Annotated in this window: 19 protein-coding genes and 1 pseudogene; 8 read left to right on the forward strand and 12 right to left on the reverse strand. The window is 46.3% G+C overall.

Annotated elements, in window-relative coordinates:
* Positions 1 to 27: 27 nt before the first annotated feature.
* The 4 genes from EOO50_RS04590 to EOO50_RS04605 form a co-directional block, all read right to left on the reverse strand.
* A complete protein-coding gene (locus EOO50_RS04590; protein ID WP_290838292.1) occupies positions 28 to 675 on the reverse strand; it encodes a carbonic anhydrase in 648 nt (215 codons plus the stop codon).
* A gap of 42 nt (positions 676 to 717) precedes the next feature.
* Complete coding sequence (locus EOO50_RS04595; RefSeq protein ID WP_290838293.1) at positions 718 to 2,376, reverse strand: SulP family inorganic anion transporter; 1,659 nt, start codon at positions 2,374 to 2,376, stop codon at positions 718 to 720.
* 53 nt (positions 2,377 to 2,429) lie between these two features.
* Complete coding sequence (locus tag EOO50_RS04600; RefSeq protein ID WP_290838294.1) at positions 2,430 to 2,711, reverse strand: hypothetical protein; 282 nt, start codon at positions 2,709 to 2,711, stop codon at positions 2,430 to 2,432.
* A 179-nt stretch (positions 2,712 to 2,890) separates the two neighbouring features.
* On the reverse strand, positions 2,891 to 3,370 hold the full coding sequence (locus EOO50_RS04605; RefSeq protein WP_290838295.1) for a Dps family protein: 480 nt from the start codon (positions 3,368 to 3,370) through the stop codon (positions 2,891 to 2,893).
* A 105-nt stretch (positions 3,371 to 3,475) separates the two neighbouring features.
* Between EOO50_RS04605 and EOO50_RS04610 the strand changes: the two genes are divergently transcribed.
* Positions 3,476 to 4,417, forward strand: a complete 942-nt coding sequence (locus EOO50_RS04610) for a LysR substrate-binding domain-containing protein (protein ID WP_290838297.1) — start codon at positions 3,476 to 3,478, stop codon at positions 4,415 to 4,417.
* A 3-nt stretch (positions 4,418 to 4,420) separates the two neighbouring features.
* Positions 4,421 to 4,555 carry a hypothetical protein gene (locus EOO50_RS04615; protein WP_290838299.1) on the forward strand — a complete coding sequence of 45 codons (135 nt, stop codon included), beginning with the start codon at positions 4,421 to 4,423 and terminating at the stop codon, positions 4,553 to 4,555.
* A gap of 10 nt (positions 4,556 to 4,565) precedes the next feature.
* On the opposite strand, the gene EOO50_RS04620 is transcribed toward EOO50_RS04615, so the two are convergent.
* The 5 genes and pseudogenes from EOO50_RS04620 to EOO50_RS04640 all read right to left on the reverse strand — a co-directional run bounded on the left by EOO50_RS04620 (position 4,566) and on the right by EOO50_RS04640 (position 6,742).
* Positions 4,566 to 4,772, reverse strand: coding sequence for a hypothetical protein (locus tag EOO50_RS04620; protein ID WP_290838300.1), 207 nt, complete (start codon positions 4,770 to 4,772; stop codon positions 4,566 to 4,568).
* Positions 4,773 to 4,979: 207 nt separating this feature from the next.
* Positions 4,980 to 5,177, reverse strand: coding sequence for a hypothetical protein (locus tag EOO50_RS04625; protein ID WP_290838302.1), 198 nt, complete (start codon positions 5,175 to 5,177; stop codon positions 4,980 to 4,982).
* Positions 5,178 to 5,412: 235 nt separating this feature from the next.
* Positions 5,413 to 5,661 (reverse strand): annotated as a pseudogene (locus EOO50_RS04630) (SAM-dependent methyltransferase); the annotation flags it as partial.
* Positions 5,661 to 6,122 carry a hypothetical protein gene (locus EOO50_RS04635; RefSeq protein WP_290838303.1) on the reverse strand — a complete coding sequence of 154 codons (462 nt, stop codon included), beginning with the start codon at positions 6,120 to 6,122 and terminating at the stop codon, positions 5,661 to 5,663. The pseudogene EOO50_RS04630 and the gene EOO50_RS04635, both read right to left, overlap by 1 nt.
* The gene (locus EOO50_RS04640) at positions 6,122 to 6,742 is read right to left on the reverse strand and encodes a DUF4920 domain-containing protein (protein WP_290838305.1); all 621 of its coding nucleotides are present in this window, start codon (positions 6,740 to 6,742) and stop codon (positions 6,122 to 6,124) included. The genes EOO50_RS04635 and EOO50_RS04640 overlap by 1 nt, the downstream gene beginning before the upstream one ends.
* A gap of 272 nt (positions 6,743 to 7,014) precedes the next feature.
* Here EOO50_RS04640 and EOO50_RS04645 point away from each other — a divergent pair, with 272 nt between their 5' ends.
* Positions 7,015 to 8,082, forward strand: coding sequence for a branched-chain amino acid aminotransferase (locus tag EOO50_RS04645; RefSeq protein ID WP_290838306.1), 1,068 nt, complete (start codon positions 7,015 to 7,017; stop codon positions 8,080 to 8,082).
* 138 nt (positions 8,083 to 8,220) lie between these two features.
* Here EOO50_RS04645 and EOO50_RS04650 read toward each other — a convergent pair whose 3' ends face one another.
* Together EOO50_RS04650 and EOO50_RS04655 are read right to left on the reverse strand one after the other, a co-directional pair.
* Positions 8,221 to 9,564, reverse strand: a complete 1,344-nt coding sequence (locus tag EOO50_RS04650) for a DUF2130 domain-containing protein (RefSeq protein ID WP_290838307.1) — start codon at positions 9,562 to 9,564, stop codon at positions 8,221 to 8,223.
* Positions 9,565 to 9,624: 60 nt separating this feature from the next.
* A complete protein-coding gene (locus EOO50_RS04655) occupies positions 9,625 to 10,020 on the reverse strand; it encodes a nucleoside triphosphate pyrophosphohydrolase family protein (RefSeq protein WP_290838309.1) in 396 nt (131 codons plus the stop codon).
* 77 nt (positions 10,021 to 10,097) lie between these two features.
* Between EOO50_RS04655 and EOO50_RS04660 the strand changes: the two genes are divergently transcribed.
* From EOO50_RS04660 to EOO50_RS04680, 5 genes are all read left to right on the forward strand, one after another.
* Positions 10,098 to 10,286 carry a hypothetical protein gene (locus EOO50_RS04660; protein WP_290838310.1) on the forward strand — a complete coding sequence of 63 codons (189 nt, stop codon included), beginning with the start codon at positions 10,098 to 10,100 and terminating at the stop codon, positions 10,284 to 10,286.
* 69 nt (positions 10,287 to 10,355) lie between these two features.
* Positions 10,356 to 11,468, forward strand: a complete 1,113-nt coding sequence (locus tag EOO50_RS04665) for an SRPBCC family protein (protein ID WP_290838312.1) — start codon at positions 10,356 to 10,358, stop codon at positions 11,466 to 11,468.
* 55 nt (positions 11,469 to 11,523) lie between these two features.
* Positions 11,524 to 12,063 (forward strand): RNA polymerase sigma factor, encoded by a 540-nt coding sequence (locus EOO50_RS04670; RefSeq protein WP_290838313.1) that lies wholly within the window; start codon positions 11,524 to 11,526, stop codon positions 12,061 to 12,063.
* Positions 12,064 to 12,093: 30 nt separating this feature from the next.
* Positions 12,094 to 12,501, forward strand: coding sequence for a hypothetical protein (locus tag EOO50_RS04675; RefSeq protein ID WP_290838314.1), 408 nt, complete (start codon positions 12,094 to 12,096; stop codon positions 12,499 to 12,501).
* A gap of 10 nt (positions 12,502 to 12,511) precedes the next feature.
* The gene (locus tag EOO50_RS04680; RefSeq protein WP_290838315.1) at positions 12,512 to 12,955 is read left to right on the forward strand and encodes a sensor of ECF-type sigma factor; all 444 of its coding nucleotides are present in this window, start codon (positions 12,512 to 12,514) and stop codon (positions 12,953 to 12,955) included.
* Positions 12,956 to 12,983: 28 nt separating this feature from the next.
* On the opposite strand, the gene EOO50_RS04685 is transcribed toward EOO50_RS04680, so the two are convergent.
* Complete coding sequence (locus EOO50_RS04685) at positions 12,984 to 14,033, reverse strand: oxidoreductase (protein ID WP_290838317.1); 1,050 nt, start codon at positions 14,031 to 14,033, stop codon at positions 12,984 to 12,986.
* Between the last annotated feature and the right edge of the window lie 64 nt (positions 14,034 to 14,097).

Here is a 14,097-nt window from a genome sequence, read left to right on the forward strand (position 1 = left end):
CTAAAAAATAGCGGCTTCTTTTTTATGTCATATTCCAACTTTAAAGTGGAATCTGTGGACGTCATCGAGATCCTTATCCGAGTTCAAGGAAACCTCCAAGTCGGTCACGTATCCTGAATTCAATCCGTAAACCCAACCGTGCAACGTCAATTGCTGACCGTTGTTCCAAGCATTTTGGACGATCGAAGTCCTGGCCAAGTCTATTACCTGGTGCTTCACGTTGGTTTCCACGAATTCATTGAAACGCTCTTCCTCGTTTTCGATAGAATCGAGACGCTCGCGATTCAAACGATATACATCCTTGATATGGCTGATCCAGTTGTCGATGATTCCGATCGATTGGTTGCCCATCGCCGCTTTGATACCACCGCAGCCGTAATGTCCGCACACGATCACGTGTTTCACCTTGAGAACATTCACCGCGTAATCGAGCACGCTCAACATGTTCATGTCGGTATGCAGGACCATGTTCGCGATGTTGCGGTGTACGAAGACTTCACCCGGTTTCGTGCCCGTGATCTGATTCGCCGGCACGCGACTATCAGAACAACCGATCCACAAAAGCGGCGGATGTTGCTCCTTCGCCAAACCTGTAAAATATTCAGGATCCAGCTTCAATGTTTCTTCTACGAATTTCTTGTTGTTGTCCAGTAGTTTTTTATAAAAATCGTCCATTTGAAAATATTTGTTTTAAAATTAAAAATAAGTCGCGAGAAATCAGTCGTTCGACTCGGCAAACTCGCTTTTACGCAACTCCCTGTCGGCTTGGCGTTTCATCGCTTCTTCGCGGTGATGCAGGCTGACTTTGTTGAGCGCGGTTTCAGAATTTTCTAAATTATAGGCTTTCTTGAATCCTTTCAATCGCACGCGGATATTGTCGTCGACAGCGCGCGTGGTCGTGAATTCGTTGATCATGTCAAGAATGTCGTGCGCGATGTAAACCGTATCGGACGCATCGATGATCACTTTTGACTTCTCGGGAATGTCGCTCAACGTCTGTTTGATCGCGGCTTTGTTTAGGAAAGAAACTTCCTGCGCGAGATCGATGTGGATCACGTCCCCGTCAGCATATTGTTCCTTACGGAAGTTGTAGGCGCGCTTCAAATTCCCGCGAAGGATGAAGATGATCGCGATCGCAAGACCGATGGCGACTCCTTTGAGCAAATCGGTGAAATACACGCAGACCATTGTCGCGATGAACGGGATAAACTGGTATTTTCCCTGATGCCAGAAATGCATGACAGTCGCGGGTTTCGCCAATTTATATCCGACCATGAGCAAAACGGCGGCGAGTGTCGCGTATGGGATTTTGTTGAGCAGCATCGGGATCGACAATACGCAGATCAACAATAGAATACCATGTATTATTGTCGACATCTTTGTCCGCGCACCCGAGTTCGCATTGGCCGAAGTCCGCACCACGACCGACGTCATCGGCAATCCGCCAAGGAAACCGCTTATGATGTTCCCGATTCCCTGTGCTTTCAATTCGTGGTTCGTGTCGGTGTAACGTTTTTGCACGTCCATTCGGTCAGCCGCCTCGATACATAAAAGTGTTTCCACTGAAGCTACTGCCGCAATTATGGCGCCCGTCGTGAAGACTTCGGTACTGAAAGCCGTGAAATTCGGCATCACGATGAAGTTCGCGAGATCCGAGAATGATTGCGGAACAGGAAGCGTCACCAAATGCTCGCCTGAGACCGCCATTCCGTTGTTCATCGAAATGAAAATCAAGTTGAGCAAGATACCCGCGCAGACCGCAGCCAAAGCGCCCGGAAATAATTTAAGACGTTTGAGCACGCCGATTTTTTCCCAGGCGATCAAAATTCCAAGCGACACCAGCGTAATGATCACCGCGCCAAGCTGAATGTGACCGAATGCGTCGGCGATCGTTGAAAACGTATTCGCTCCGCCGATTTCCTTGAACGCTTCGTCTCCTTCAAAATCGGAATCGAAACCCAAGGCGTGCGGAATCTGTTTTGAAATAATGATCAATCCGATACCGGCAAGCATGCCCTCAATCACGTTGTTCGGTAGGTAATTGGAAATCATTCCGGCTTTGAGAAAACCCAGGATAAGTTGGATGACGCCGGCCGTAATCACCGCTAAGAGAAATATGTCGAATGCTCCGAAGTCAGTGATCGCGGTTACGACGATCGCCGTTAAACCGGCCGCCGGACCCGAAACGCTCAAATGCGATTTACTCATGAAACCAACGACGATACCGCCGACGATTCCCGCAATTATTCCTGAAAGCGGCGGTGCGCCTGATGCGAGCGCAATCCCAAGACATAAGGGAAGCGCCACTAGAAATACCACCAAACCTGACGGAAAATCAGACTTGAGGTAGCCAAAAATGTTTGTTTTTTTTGTCATGACCTTATAGATTTAATACGATATGAAATCGGCGCGATGCCGTTCCCGGAGTATTAAACCTGTTCAGGTGGCGGAACGAAGATGCGTGCCGCGAGCGGATCGTAGTTGAGTTCGGGATGCAAAGGCGAATCTTGTTTCAAGACTTGCTCGATCATCGGGAATTCGTAGGCGAAATGGCAATTGAGTTCAGCCTTGACCTCTTTGTGCGCCAGTTCTTCCTCGCTCATGTTGTAAAAGCTGGCCGTGGGACATGATTTCTTGATTACGCTCACGATCGTGGGCGTCGACAGGAAAAACACGAATACCAGAAGTACCAGTCTGACTAAAGCTCTCATATCGCAAAAATAGCAGTCAGGGCTGGTTTTGCAAACGAAATTTGGGTTTATTTAGAATAAATTTAACTAGAGCTCGATTTGTTGATTTGGTTATGTGTTAATTTGAATCATTGTCTTCCGCAGACGACCGTGTCTCGGATCCTTCGAATCAACGAACAACGCATAAACAAATCAACTACTCAAAGCGTTTCCTCCAACCAAGCGTTCATCATCCAAACCGTCTTTTCCTGTTCCGAAATGAAGTCGCTCATCATCGAGTTCGTTCCTTCATCGCCGATGTCGCCTGACTTCACGAGGATTCCACGTTCGATCTTAAGCAAATCGGCAATCGATGTCACGATGAGTTGCACGGCTTTCTCATCATTCGAAATGTTTTTCCCGACGGTGAGTTTGTTGTTCTTGAGATAATCGTCGAACGTATGCAAAGGCGTTCCTCCGATAGTCAGGACGCGCTCGGCGATCAGGTCGATCTTGAGTTGGGCGTCGTTGTACAATTCCTCGAATTTCACGTGAAGGTCAAAGAAACGCTTGCCGCGGATATTCCAATGCACGCCGCGAAGGTTTTGGTAATAGACTTGGAAGTTCGAGAGCAGCACGTTGAGTTGCGCGACGATTTCCTCAGATTCCTTGACAGGCAATCCTAACATATTGGTTTTCATAGTTCTGTTTTTTTGTGTTTATTTCGAATAAATTTACTGCGAATTTTTGTCGGAATCGATAATTAAAAATTATAGTTTTCTTATTTTTATCACAAATTTCAATTGATGACAATTACACAACTCACATACGTCCTAGCCGTGGCCGAACACAAGAATTTCACGCTTGCGGCCGAAAAATGCTTCGTAACACAACCCACGCTGAGCATGCAGATCCAAAAGGTCGAGGACGAACTCGGCGTCTTGATTTTCGACCGAAGCAAGAAACCGATCCAACTCACCGACATCGGCCAGAAAATCGTCACCCAGGCCAAAAACATCGTAAACGAATCGACGCGCATCAAAGACATCGTCGACCAGCAGAAAGGTTTCATCGGAGGCGAATTCCGACTTGGAATCATCCCGACGATCATGCCGACCTTGCTCCCGATGTTCCTGAACAACTTCATCAAGAAATATCCGAAGATCAAACTCATCATCGAAGAACTCAACACCGAGGAAATCATCACGCGTCTCAAAAACGGCCACCTCGATGCTGCAATAGCCGCGACGCCGCTCGAAGAAGAAAAGCTCAAAGAAATCGTATTGTATTACGAACCGTTCGTCGCGTATATTCCCGAAAGCCACGCGGGAGCCGAAAAGACCGAACTCGAAGTCGCCGACCTAAATGTTGATGAGATCTTGCTTTTGCAGGACGGGCATTGTTTCCGAGACGGGATATTGAACTTGTGCAAACGGTCGGACATCAATGAAAGCAGCCATTTCCAGATCGCGAGCGGGAGTTTCGAAACGTTGATCAAACTAGCCGACGAAGGTTTGGGCACGACGCTTCTGCCCTATTTGCACACGCTCGATCTTAAGGAAAAAGACAAATCGAAACTGCATCACTTCAAGGATCCGAAGCCGTCGCGCGAAGTCAGTTTGATTTTCCCGAAAACCGAACTCAAAATCCACATCATCGAAGCCTTGCGCGCCACGATAGCCGGAGTTGTGAAAGGTGCGATCGTATTCCAGAACGTCGAGATAATCAGTCCATTGCCAAAAAAATAGACGATGAGCCTCAACGGATTCATGTTGCTTACCGCATTGGCGATAGGATTTCTATTCTCTGTATTTTACGGGCGTCGGGCCAAACGCGACGTCGAAAAATTCGAGCGGAAGAAAAACCAAAATAAAAAACAGGAATAAAAAAAGAAGCCTACGCGGCTTCTTTTTGAAGGATTGCCAGACACGGCTTGAGTTCGGGTTTCGAATTCGTGAAGTAGTCCAGCCATTTCGTCAGCATCTCGAGTTCGTAAGGCAACAGCACTTTGACTGCTTTCCTCAGTTCCTTTACGAACAACAAAGGGTCAAAACTTACCCTTTCAAGAACAGATTTGGTGTAATCATAGATCATTCGCGGCATATCTTAAGATTTAGGGTTTCTTAATATCAGAACGTTGGGGTAAAACTAAAAAACTCAAACGATGTAGCCAAACGAAATCTCTATAAAAACACGATAAAGTGTATTTTTTATCGATAAAATGCACTTTTTAAGATTAACTGAAGTCTAAATCCTACAAATATTATGTAATTAGTCACAAAAAAAGGAGCCGTTTAAGCTCCTTCAGTTTTATTTGTTTACATAAATCAGGCATTGCCTTAGTTCGGGTTTACCGAGAGTGAAATTCAACAGCCATTCTTTTAATTGCTCTACCTCGTAAGGCAGCAACATCCTAAATGCTTTTTCCAGTTCTTTGCGGAACAGTGAAGGATCAAAACTGACTCTCTCAAGAATCTCCTTGGTGTAAGCAAACATGGTTCTCTTCATACTGTGTTTGAACGTTAATGATTGGAAATGTGGTTTGATTGGTTCTTTCCAAATGTAAAGAAAAAATCAATTGACAGTTATCGCAACGTTTGTTAATTAACAGTGGGATTTTCAACAATGCGCGGAAACACTTGAAAAGAATTTACCGAAACGACAGAAAATGTGAAAATTTTCTTAATTTTTATTTGCGCGGAACATCTCGCGTTTTCCGGGCGGACCCGCTAATTTCTCGACCGACCCCGACATAATCGATTTCCTGATCGTGTTTTTCGGACTCCAGAAACGTGATGAATGCATTGAGCCCGGTTCCGAAGCCGATTTCCAAAATAGAAACAGGCTTTCCCTCAAAAAGAGAAAGCCCGTTCTTTATGAATACGTGGTACGCTTCCTGGATCGCGCCATGCTTCGAGTGATAGGATTCGCCCCATTCGGGTAAATGGATCGTCGTCGAACCGTCGAGCGTGCGGATGATCTCGCGTTTCACTATTTGATGTATAACTTCTTGATGCGTGCGATCGGCCCGGCGCATTTCACCTCGTGGCACAAAATGCAGGCGTCGACGCCATCGTTGAAATGCTTTTGCGCGTTTTTCGGGTCGCTGTAGATCAGTTCTTGGGCCTTGATATAGTTTTGGGCCTGCTCCTTGAAAAATGCGTCGTTTTCCTCGGGATCGGTCATCACGGCGCTGTGGATTTTAAGGAAATGATTCGGGAACTTACCTATCGTATCGCCGCTTTTGATGCGTTCCTTGAGCCGGTTATTGTCGACATACATCTGCTCCATGAGCATCGCCATCTCTGACATTTCGTACATCTCGAACTTTTTGCCCGACGCCGACGAGTCGACCGCCGTGGAATCTACCGATGCGTTCCCGTCTATCGTTTTCTCCTTGTTACAGGCAGTTAACAGCATCGCGCATGCAAACGCAAAAAAAAGATTCTTCATTATTGTTGCAATAAAACGCCGTCAGCAGTAAAAGCATACGTGACCTGAGGTTCTTTGATCTTGTCGATTTCGGCCTGAGATTTCCCTCCGTCTTTCGCGTAGTGTTTCAATTCGGCGACCGTGACCACGTCGATGAACGCTTTTCCGCTCACGATTCCCTGTGAATTATCGGCATTCAAAGGCACGAAAAATTCGTAATCCTTGAAACGCACGAACGCTTCTTTTTTCTCGGGCAACGTCATTTTCATCCAGCAACCTTTTTTCTTGCAAACGGACGTAACTGTCGATTTGAATTTCACTTGGATCGTATCCCCTGTTTTTAACGATTCGTATTTTTTAAGCATCTGCACGTTCGTAAGCGCTTTGTCGGCGGTGATTTTTTTCCCGAAAGATGCATATTTCGGCTCCTGAGATTCCGTGCTCAACACCTCGAAACGCGATTCCACGTTCGAGTAGTTGTCAGCGAGTAATTTGTCGTTGTGATTGCTTACAAGCGCGACAGTATCGACTTTCGTCGTGTCGGTTTGGGTTTCCGTTGGCTGGTCAGGCGCCGGTTTGCTTTCTTGTTTGCAGGCCGCGAACGCTACCAGAACCGCTGAAAGAAATAGTACTTTTTTCATGATATGATTGTTATTGTTTTTTCTTGTGTGGCAAAAATAAGCAGATTTTTCAACAAGGCGCTACAATTTAGGTAGTTAAAATTCCCGGGCGCGATTCGCGGCCCATGCTTGTTTATAAACGCTGATAAATATTTTTGTGTCGGCTTTCGTACGTTGTGAATTTTAGTAATTTAGCGACGGTGACAATAATGTCGGCACAACTTCGGACGTGAGTTTACAACTTGTTAATTATCAAGCATCTAAAACTTTAAATCCGCCTAAAACAAAGCGAAATGAGTTTGAATACCACTCACGAAATCGATGTAGTTAAGGCTTCCGCTTCTAAAATCAGTTCGGTAGATTTTGAAAACCTCGTTTTCGGGAACATTTTTTCGGACCACATGCTGATTTGCGATTTCCGCAACGGCGCCTGGGAAAAGCCAACCATCAAGCCTTATGAGCCGTTTATGATCGATCCGTCGGCGAAAGTATTCCACTACGGCCAGGCGATTTTCGAAGGAATGAAATCCTATAAACACGAGGACGACAGCGTTTGGTTGTTCAGGCCCGATGAGAATTACGACCGTTTCAACAAATCGGCCATGCGTTTGGCGATGCCTGAAGTTCCTGAAAACATCTTCATCGACGGGCTGAAGCAACTCATTGACCTCGAGCGCGACTGGGTAAAAAAAGGAAAAGGAAACACGTTATACATAAGGCCGTTCATGATTGCGATCGGTTCCGGAGTCGTCGCCGCGCCTTCGACACAGTACCGTTTCATGGTGATCCTGTCACCTGCAAAATCGTATTATTCGGGCGAAGTAAAGGTGATCATCGCACAACATTTCAGCCGTGCCGCAAATGGTGGAATCGGTGCCGCGAAAGCCGCCGGTAACTATTCGGCCCAATTTTATCCGACGAAACTCGCGAACGAAAAAGGTTTCCAGCAAATCATCTGGACCGACGACGCAACCCATACCAAACTGGAAGAAGCAGGTACGATGAACGTGTTCTTCCGCATCAACGATACATTGTTTACAGCCCCGACGAGCGAAAGGATCCTCGACGGTGTAACGCGCAAAAGCCTCATCGACATTGCCAAACGCGAAGGATTGGACGTTGAAGTGCGTTCGGTGTTGGTCGATGAATTGGTAAACGCGGCCAAAGACGGCAGCCTCAAGGAAATTTTCGGAGCCGGAACCGCAGCCGTCGTAAACCCGATCGTAGGCTTCAGTTATGACGACGTCTATTACGAATTACCGAAACTCGACAAATCCTACGCCTCTTTATTGAAGGAAAAATTGACTGATATCCAATACGGTTTGGCCGACGATACGTTTGGCTGGATGGTTCGCGTTTAGTTGAATTGGTTAATTAGTTAATTAGTTAATTAGTTAATTGGTTAACAGTAAGAATAAATAAATAAAAGTCCCGGTTCTCAATCGGGACTTTTATTTTGCCAATTTTTCAATCTTTCAATCTTTCAATCTTTCAATCTTTCAATCTTTCAATCTACCTAAACCATCAAATTTCTCCTTCATCGTCGGATTACCATGCGTGAGTTTTTTGATCGTCAGGTCTTCGGCTTTTTGATTCGCAAGACGCAATTGGTTCTCACTCGTCGTAAGTTCTTCCTTAACTTTCTGCATGCGCGCGATCGATTTGTCGATTTCCTCGATCGCCTTCTGGAAATGACTCGATGCCGACAGGTAATTTTTCGCGAATCCTTCCTTGAACTTCGTGATTTTTTCCTCGAAATTCGTGATGTCGATGTTCTGGTTTTTCATCAGGTTGAGTTCGGCCTTGTATTGCATCGAATTCATCGCGGCATTGCGTAACAGCGTGATGATCGGTATAAAAAATTGCGGCCGCACGACATACATTTTTGGGAATTTGTGCGACATGTCGATGATTCCGGTATTGTACAATTCGCTCTCCGATTCCAGCAAAGACACGAGAACGGCGTATTCGCATTTCTTTTCGTTGCGGTCGCGGTCGAGTTCCTTTAGAAAATCCTCGTTGCGTTTTTTCATCGCGGTTTCATCTCCTTCGTTCTTCATTTCGAACATGATCGAGATGATTTCGTTTCCGGATCCGTCAGTTTCCTTGTAGATGAAATCGCCTTTGCTGCCCATTCTGGCATCGTTGTCTTTCTCGAAGTAAGCGTTTTGGAATCCCGTCGACCGCAGTTTGTTGAATTCGGATTCGCAATGCTGCTCGAGCGTCTCCCCGATCATTTTCGTCGAGAGTTTCATCTTCATTTCCTTGCGAAGTGAAATCTCCTCATCCTTGAATTTTATGATGTCGTCCTTCGTCCTGAGTTCGGCGGTAAATTTTTCGGTCAGCGACTTCTCGAGAAGCTGTGCCTGTGTTTCTTTGAGCTTGAGCGTATTTTCGAGGCTATCGCGCTCCTTTTCGATGCTTTTTATCGCTTCAGTGACCGATAATTTCTTTTCGATTTCAGCGTGTTCGATCTTCGCCTTCATTTCCGAAATTTCCTGCTCTTTGCGCGCGAGCAGTGAGGCGTTTTCCCTTTCGGTTCTCGCTTTTAGTTCGGCGATCTCGATTTCCTTGTCGGCAACTTTTCGCGCGACTTCGCTTTCGTTTCTCGCCTTCAATTCGACGATTTCATTTTCTTTTCGGGCGAGATTTTCCTGAAACGCGTTCTTGAGTGTCGCTTCGGCCAGTTTCAACGCACTTTCTTTTTCATTTTCGGCCAACTGCAATCGATTCGAAAGTTCTTCTTCGAATTGGTGGTCACGGACTTGTTTTAAGATATCGGCGAATCCCGCCTCGTCGACTTTAAAAGCCTTGTTGCAATGCGGGCAAATAATTTCGTTCATGATTTGTTCGGTTTTGAGAAAGTTTCAGACAGCGGTTTATTTTCATCCCTTTTAGTCCGATCAAACCATTTCCGCTCCCAGAATTTTCGAAAAATCGGGCTTGAAATAATTCGGGCCTTTCATGACTTTTCCGTCCTCGCGGTAGATCGGTTTTCCGTCGGCGCCGAGTTTACTCATGTTGCTGCGCTGGATCTCGTCGAAAACTTCCTCGATCTTGTGCTGTAAGCCGTGTTCGATGATCGTTCCGCACAGGATGTAAAGCATGTCGCCCAACGCATCGGCAATCTCCACGACATCGTCGTTTTGCACGGCTTCGAGATATTCCTCGTTTTCTTCCTTCATGAGGTTGAAGCGCAACATGTTTTTGTTCTCACCGAGATCGCCTCGTTGGCTTTCACTGAAACCGATTCCGAAAGCGGTGTGGAATTCCTTGACCGCGTTGAGTTGTTTTTGCATGACTTGTGATTTTTTGATATTGCAAAATACCCAACATACAAGCTTGTTTGCCTACCTTTGCACGAAATTTATACACAATGTTTTCACAAGGACAATGGATTTTCGCGGGGCTTTTTTTGGTCGCATTCATCATCGCCGCCATTTTCGTGTACCGACGCGATTCGGGCCTGCACAAGCAAGTCTACAAAGGAAGTTACCGCGTGCTGATCGCATTTTTGTTGTTCGTCGCGGCCTTGTTCATCATAAAAATATACCTTAAGCATTAATCGTTTATAGTCACCGGATTCTTACCTTGATTTCATAACTTTACGTAAACTAAAACGATTGCCCCATCCATGAGGATCCTCAAATATATTTTCCTGCTCATCATCCTGGCGTTTGTTGCCGTGGTCGTGTTCGTCGCGACGCAGAAAGGCAATTATTCGGTTGAGAGAAGCCGCGTCATAAAATCGCCGCGTTCCGTAGTGTTCAATTACGTGAACGACTACAGGAATTGGGAAAACTTCAGCGCCTGGGCGGGTGACAGCGCTTCATCGAAATTCGAATATCCCGCGATCACCTCAGGCAAAGGCGGTGCTTTTTCATGGAAATCGCCCGACGGGGAAGGAAACATCAAAACCGTTTACGTAAAGGAAAACGACAGCATCCTGCAAAAAATGGAGTTCAACGGCTCGCCTTCCGATGTTTCGTGGAAATTCAAGGATACGGTCGGCGGCACGAAAGTCACGTGGCGCAGCAAAGGTCGCATGAGCTTTTTGTACAAGATCCAGTCGGTTACGAAAGGCGGCATCGCGAAGATGATCGGAAGCTTGTACGAACAAAGTCTCGTGAATCTCGACCGGACGCTTGACTACGAAATTAACACGTATAGCGTCGCCGAAAACGGAATCGTCATAAAGACCGGCGCGAAATACTTGAGCCAGACGATCAACAGCACGATTCCGAACGCTCCGTCGAACATGCGCATCATGTTGTCGAAACTCGTGCACTTCGTAAAGAAAAACAATATCGCGACGGCCGGAAAACCGTTCGTTATTTATAAAACATACGATACGACGAATGGGATCACGAAATTCTCCGTTTGCATCCCTATAAAAAACGAAATCAGGACAACACCTGAAAGCGACATACTTTACGGAAGTTTCGAAGCGAAGAAATCGGTAAAGATCACGCTCAACGGCGATTATTCGCATCGAGCCGAAGCCTGGAAAAAAGCCACCGATTATTTGACCGCGAACAAACTCGAACGCGATCCTAACATTAAAGTCATCGAGGTGTTTACCAAGGGAATCGAGGAAATCAAGAAGCCTTCAAAATGGGTGACGCACGTTTACGTTCCGTTGCGATCGGCTGCTGCGGTAGTCCCGAAACCCGCTCCGATCCGACGACCTGTCGCTCCGACGCCAAAGCCGCAAACCCAAAACGTCGACGAATTTTCGATTCAATGATCGTTTCGCGTTAAACCTTTTCGCCTCGGTCGATTCTTAGCCGCAAATTGTCAATTTGGAAGAACAGAAGTTCATAGCAAGATTGCTCGATAGAAAGACGCAAAACGAGGCGTTCCGGGAACTCATGTCGCGTTACAAACGGCCTTTGTACAATCATGTCCGAAGCATCGTCATCGATCACGACGACGCGAATGACGTACTCCAAAACACCTTCATCAAAGTTTTTCAATATCTCGATAAGTTCAAAGGAGAAAGCAAACTATTCACTTGGATCTATCGGATCGCGACGAACGAAGCGATCACATTTTTGAAACAGCGCGCGCGCAAAAGCGGCATTTCAAACGAAGCGTTGCAAAGCAAGATGGTCGACAATTTACAGGCCGACGTCAATTACGACGGAGATGAAATCGCACTGAAGCTGCAAAAGGCCGTGGCGATCTTGCCCGAAAAACAACAACTCGTGTTCAAGATGAAATATTTCCAGGAACTTAAATACGAGGAAATTTCCGAAATACTCGGCACGTCGGTCGGGGCTTTAAAGGCTTCGTATCACCATGCCGTCAAAAAAATAGAAGAATCAATAAAGCACGATTAAACCCTCGCGCATTAAAAACATCTTAGAGCCATGAAACCATTCGATTTAGAAAATCATCCGCGCATCGAGCCGGGATTCAAAGCGCCCGAAAATTATTTCGACGATTTTGAGGACCGAATGTTCGAGAAACTTGAAACGCGGGAAGTAAAAGTCGTTCCCCTTTTCAAAAAATACAGAGTCGCCGTTTACGCCGCAGCCGCCGTTTTGTTGCTTGCGCTCCTGATCCCGTTGTTCAACAGCGTATCGCAGCCCACCGAACTCGACGATGCAACGATAGAAAATTACCTCGCGTATCAATCGGGCATCAATCAATTCGATCTGCTTACTGTGCTCGAACCCCAAGACATCGAGGAACTCAAAACGGAAATTCCGGTCGCCGACGAAGCGATCGAAGACTATCTTTCCACATCGGACATCGAAAACATAATCATAGATTAAATTCACTAATATGAAAACGAAACAAATCCTCACGATTTTGCTCACGTTTGCTTCCTGCGCTATTTTCGCTCAAGGCGGACGTTTGAAAGAGAAAAAGGAACAACTTAAATCAGTAAAGGTCGCGTTTATCACCGAGGCGCTCGAACTTACGTCAGACGAAGCCCAAAAATTCTGGCCGATCTACAACACGTTCGAGGACAAACAATTCGAACTTCGCAAAGACAAACTCGATGCCTACCGCAAACGCATGAACGAATCGCTGACCGATAAGGAAGCCTCGACCTTGCTCACACAAATGGAAAGTACCGAGGACGAACTGCACCAACTGCGCAAGAAATTAGTCGCCGATCTGCGCGGCGTGATCGGTCCGGTCAAGATAATCAAACTCAACAAGGCCGAAGAAGATTTCAAATCGAAATTACTCAAGCAGTATCGCGACCGAAAACGGGAATAAAAAAAGGAGCCAATTGAGCTCCTTTTTTTTATTTGTCGTCTTTCTTGAACCGAATCCTGACGATTTTCCCCTTTCCGGCCGCGAAAGCCGTGCTGTCGTTTTGGAATCGGATCGTGTAGAGCGAATAATCATTGAGCAATTGCTTCCATGTTTTTCCTGTGTCCGACGAATAATACAATCCCGAACCTCCGACGCTTGCGATCTTCTCGCCTTTTCCGCCGGGAACGAACTGCACGCACGACGTGTATCCGAACGCCTCGTTTTCAGCAATGAGTTTCCAGGTTTTTCCGCCGTCGAACGTAATGGCTTTGTTTTCCTGGTTTCGGTTCTGGCGTTCGTAATCGCCTCCCGCGACGAAGCCTATCTTGGAATCGTAGAAGTCGGCCGTGAAGATTCCCGTCATGGATTTGCCGCTGATGATCGGCGTATCGTAAACCTTCCAGCTTTTTCCTTTGTCGGGTGAATGGAATACGCGCGCCTTTTTTCCGCCCGAAACAATCCAGGCGTTGTTTCCTTTTACGGTTACATTCGTATTGCTGGCCGCGAATGCCGCCTCGCCCATTTCGATTTTCGGCAGGTTTTTGCATAGCACTTTGTTCCAGGATGTTCCGCCGTTTCGGGTGATCAGCACTGAGAAGCAGTCGTCGATCGGATCACCGATGGCGATTCCCTCGGACGCGTTCCAAAACTGCATGCTGTCGTAAAATGCTTTCTTGTGATCGTCGGTATGGACGGTCTTTGCGTTTTCGAGTTGCTTGTCGGTTCGAAGTAAGAAAGCGGGACTTCCTGCGTTGAGCGCGAAGAAACCTTTTGACGTCAATGCGATGCTTCGGAATTCAAGCGAATCGGGAGAAAATTGCTTTTCAGTATGTTTTTTGGAACTGAGGTCGTAAAAGCCGTAACGCGATTTGTCGGCTCCGTAATAAATTCGATCGCCTTCGACCCAAATCGCACGGCAGCTGAAGTCGCCCGTAAGCAACGTATCGACTTCGACCTTTGAGAATTGTTTGTTGGATTTGTAGCTTGGATTCGGGATCAGCGCATATAATAATACCAGTAATGATGTAAGGTATTTCATGGGTTTCGAGGTTAACTTTACTTAAAAGTAGTCAATAAATTCGGTATCCCAAAAACGCTTCAGA

This window comes from Flavobacterium sp., assembly GCF_004211145.1.
Taxonomy (GTDB): domain Bacteria; phylum Bacteroidota; class Bacteroidia; order Flavobacteriales; family Flavobacteriaceae; genus Flavobacterium.

Coding starts and splice junctions, on each gene's coding strand:
- EOO50_RS04590 (WP_290838292.1), bottom strand. CDS start 675: ATGGACGATTTTTATAAAAAACTACTGGACAACAACAAGAAATTCGTA.
- EOO50_RS04595 (WP_290838293.1), bottom strand. CDS start 2,376: ATGACAAAAAAAACAAACATTTTTGGCTACCTCAAGTCTGATTTTCCG.
- EOO50_RS04600 (WP_290838294.1), bottom strand. CDS start 2,711: ATGAGAGCTTTAGTCAGACTGGTACTTCTGGTATTCGTGTTTTTCCTG.
- EOO50_RS04605 (WP_290838295.1), bottom strand. CDS start 3,370: ATGAAAACCAATATGTTAGGATTGCCTGTCAAGGAATCTGAGGAAATC.
- EOO50_RS04610 (WP_290838297.1), top strand. CDS start 3,476: ATGACAATTACACAACTCACATACGTCCTAGCCGTGGCCGAACACAAG.
- EOO50_RS04615 (WP_290838299.1), top strand. CDS start 4,421: ATGAGCCTCAACGGATTCATGTTGCTTACCGCATTGGCGATAGGATTT.
- EOO50_RS04620 (WP_290838300.1), bottom strand. CDS start 4,772: ATGCCGCGAATGATCTATGATTACACCAAATCTGTTCTTGAAAGGGTA.
- EOO50_RS04625 (WP_290838302.1), bottom strand. CDS start 5,177: ATGAAGAGAACCATGTTTGCTTACACCAAGGAGATTCTTGAGAGAGTC.
- EOO50_RS04635 (WP_290838303.1), bottom strand. CDS start 6,122: ATGAAGAATCTTTTTTTTGCGTTTGCATGCGCGATGCTGTTAACTGCC.
- EOO50_RS04640 (WP_290838305.1), bottom strand. CDS start 6,742: ATGAAAAAAGTACTATTTCTTTCAGCGGTTCTGGTAGCGTTCGCGGCC.
- EOO50_RS04645 (WP_290838306.1), top strand. CDS start 7,015: ATGAGTTTGAATACCACTCACGAAATCGATGTAGTTAAGGCTTCCGCT.
- EOO50_RS04650 (WP_290838307.1), bottom strand. CDS start 9,564: ATGAACGAAATTATTTGCCCGCATTGCAACAAGGCTTTTAAAGTCGAC.
- EOO50_RS04655 (WP_290838309.1), bottom strand. CDS start 10,020: ATGCAAAAACAACTCAACGCGGTCAAGGAATTCCACACCGCTTTCGGA.
- EOO50_RS04660 (WP_290838310.1), top strand. CDS start 10,098: ATGTTTTCACAAGGACAATGGATTTTCGCGGGGCTTTTTTTGGTCGCA.
- EOO50_RS04665 (WP_290838312.1), top strand. CDS start 10,356: ATGAGGATCCTCAAATATATTTTCCTGCTCATCATCCTGGCGTTTGTT.
- EOO50_RS04675 (WP_290838314.1), top strand. CDS start 12,094: ATGAAACCATTCGATTTAGAAAATCATCCGCGCATCGAGCCGGGATTC.
- EOO50_RS04680 (WP_290838315.1), top strand. CDS start 12,512: ATGAAAACGAAACAAATCCTCACGATTTTGCTCACGTTTGCTTCCTGC.
- EOO50_RS04685 (WP_290838317.1), bottom strand. CDS start 14,033: ATGAAATACCTTACATCATTACTGGTATTATTATATGCGCTGATCCCG.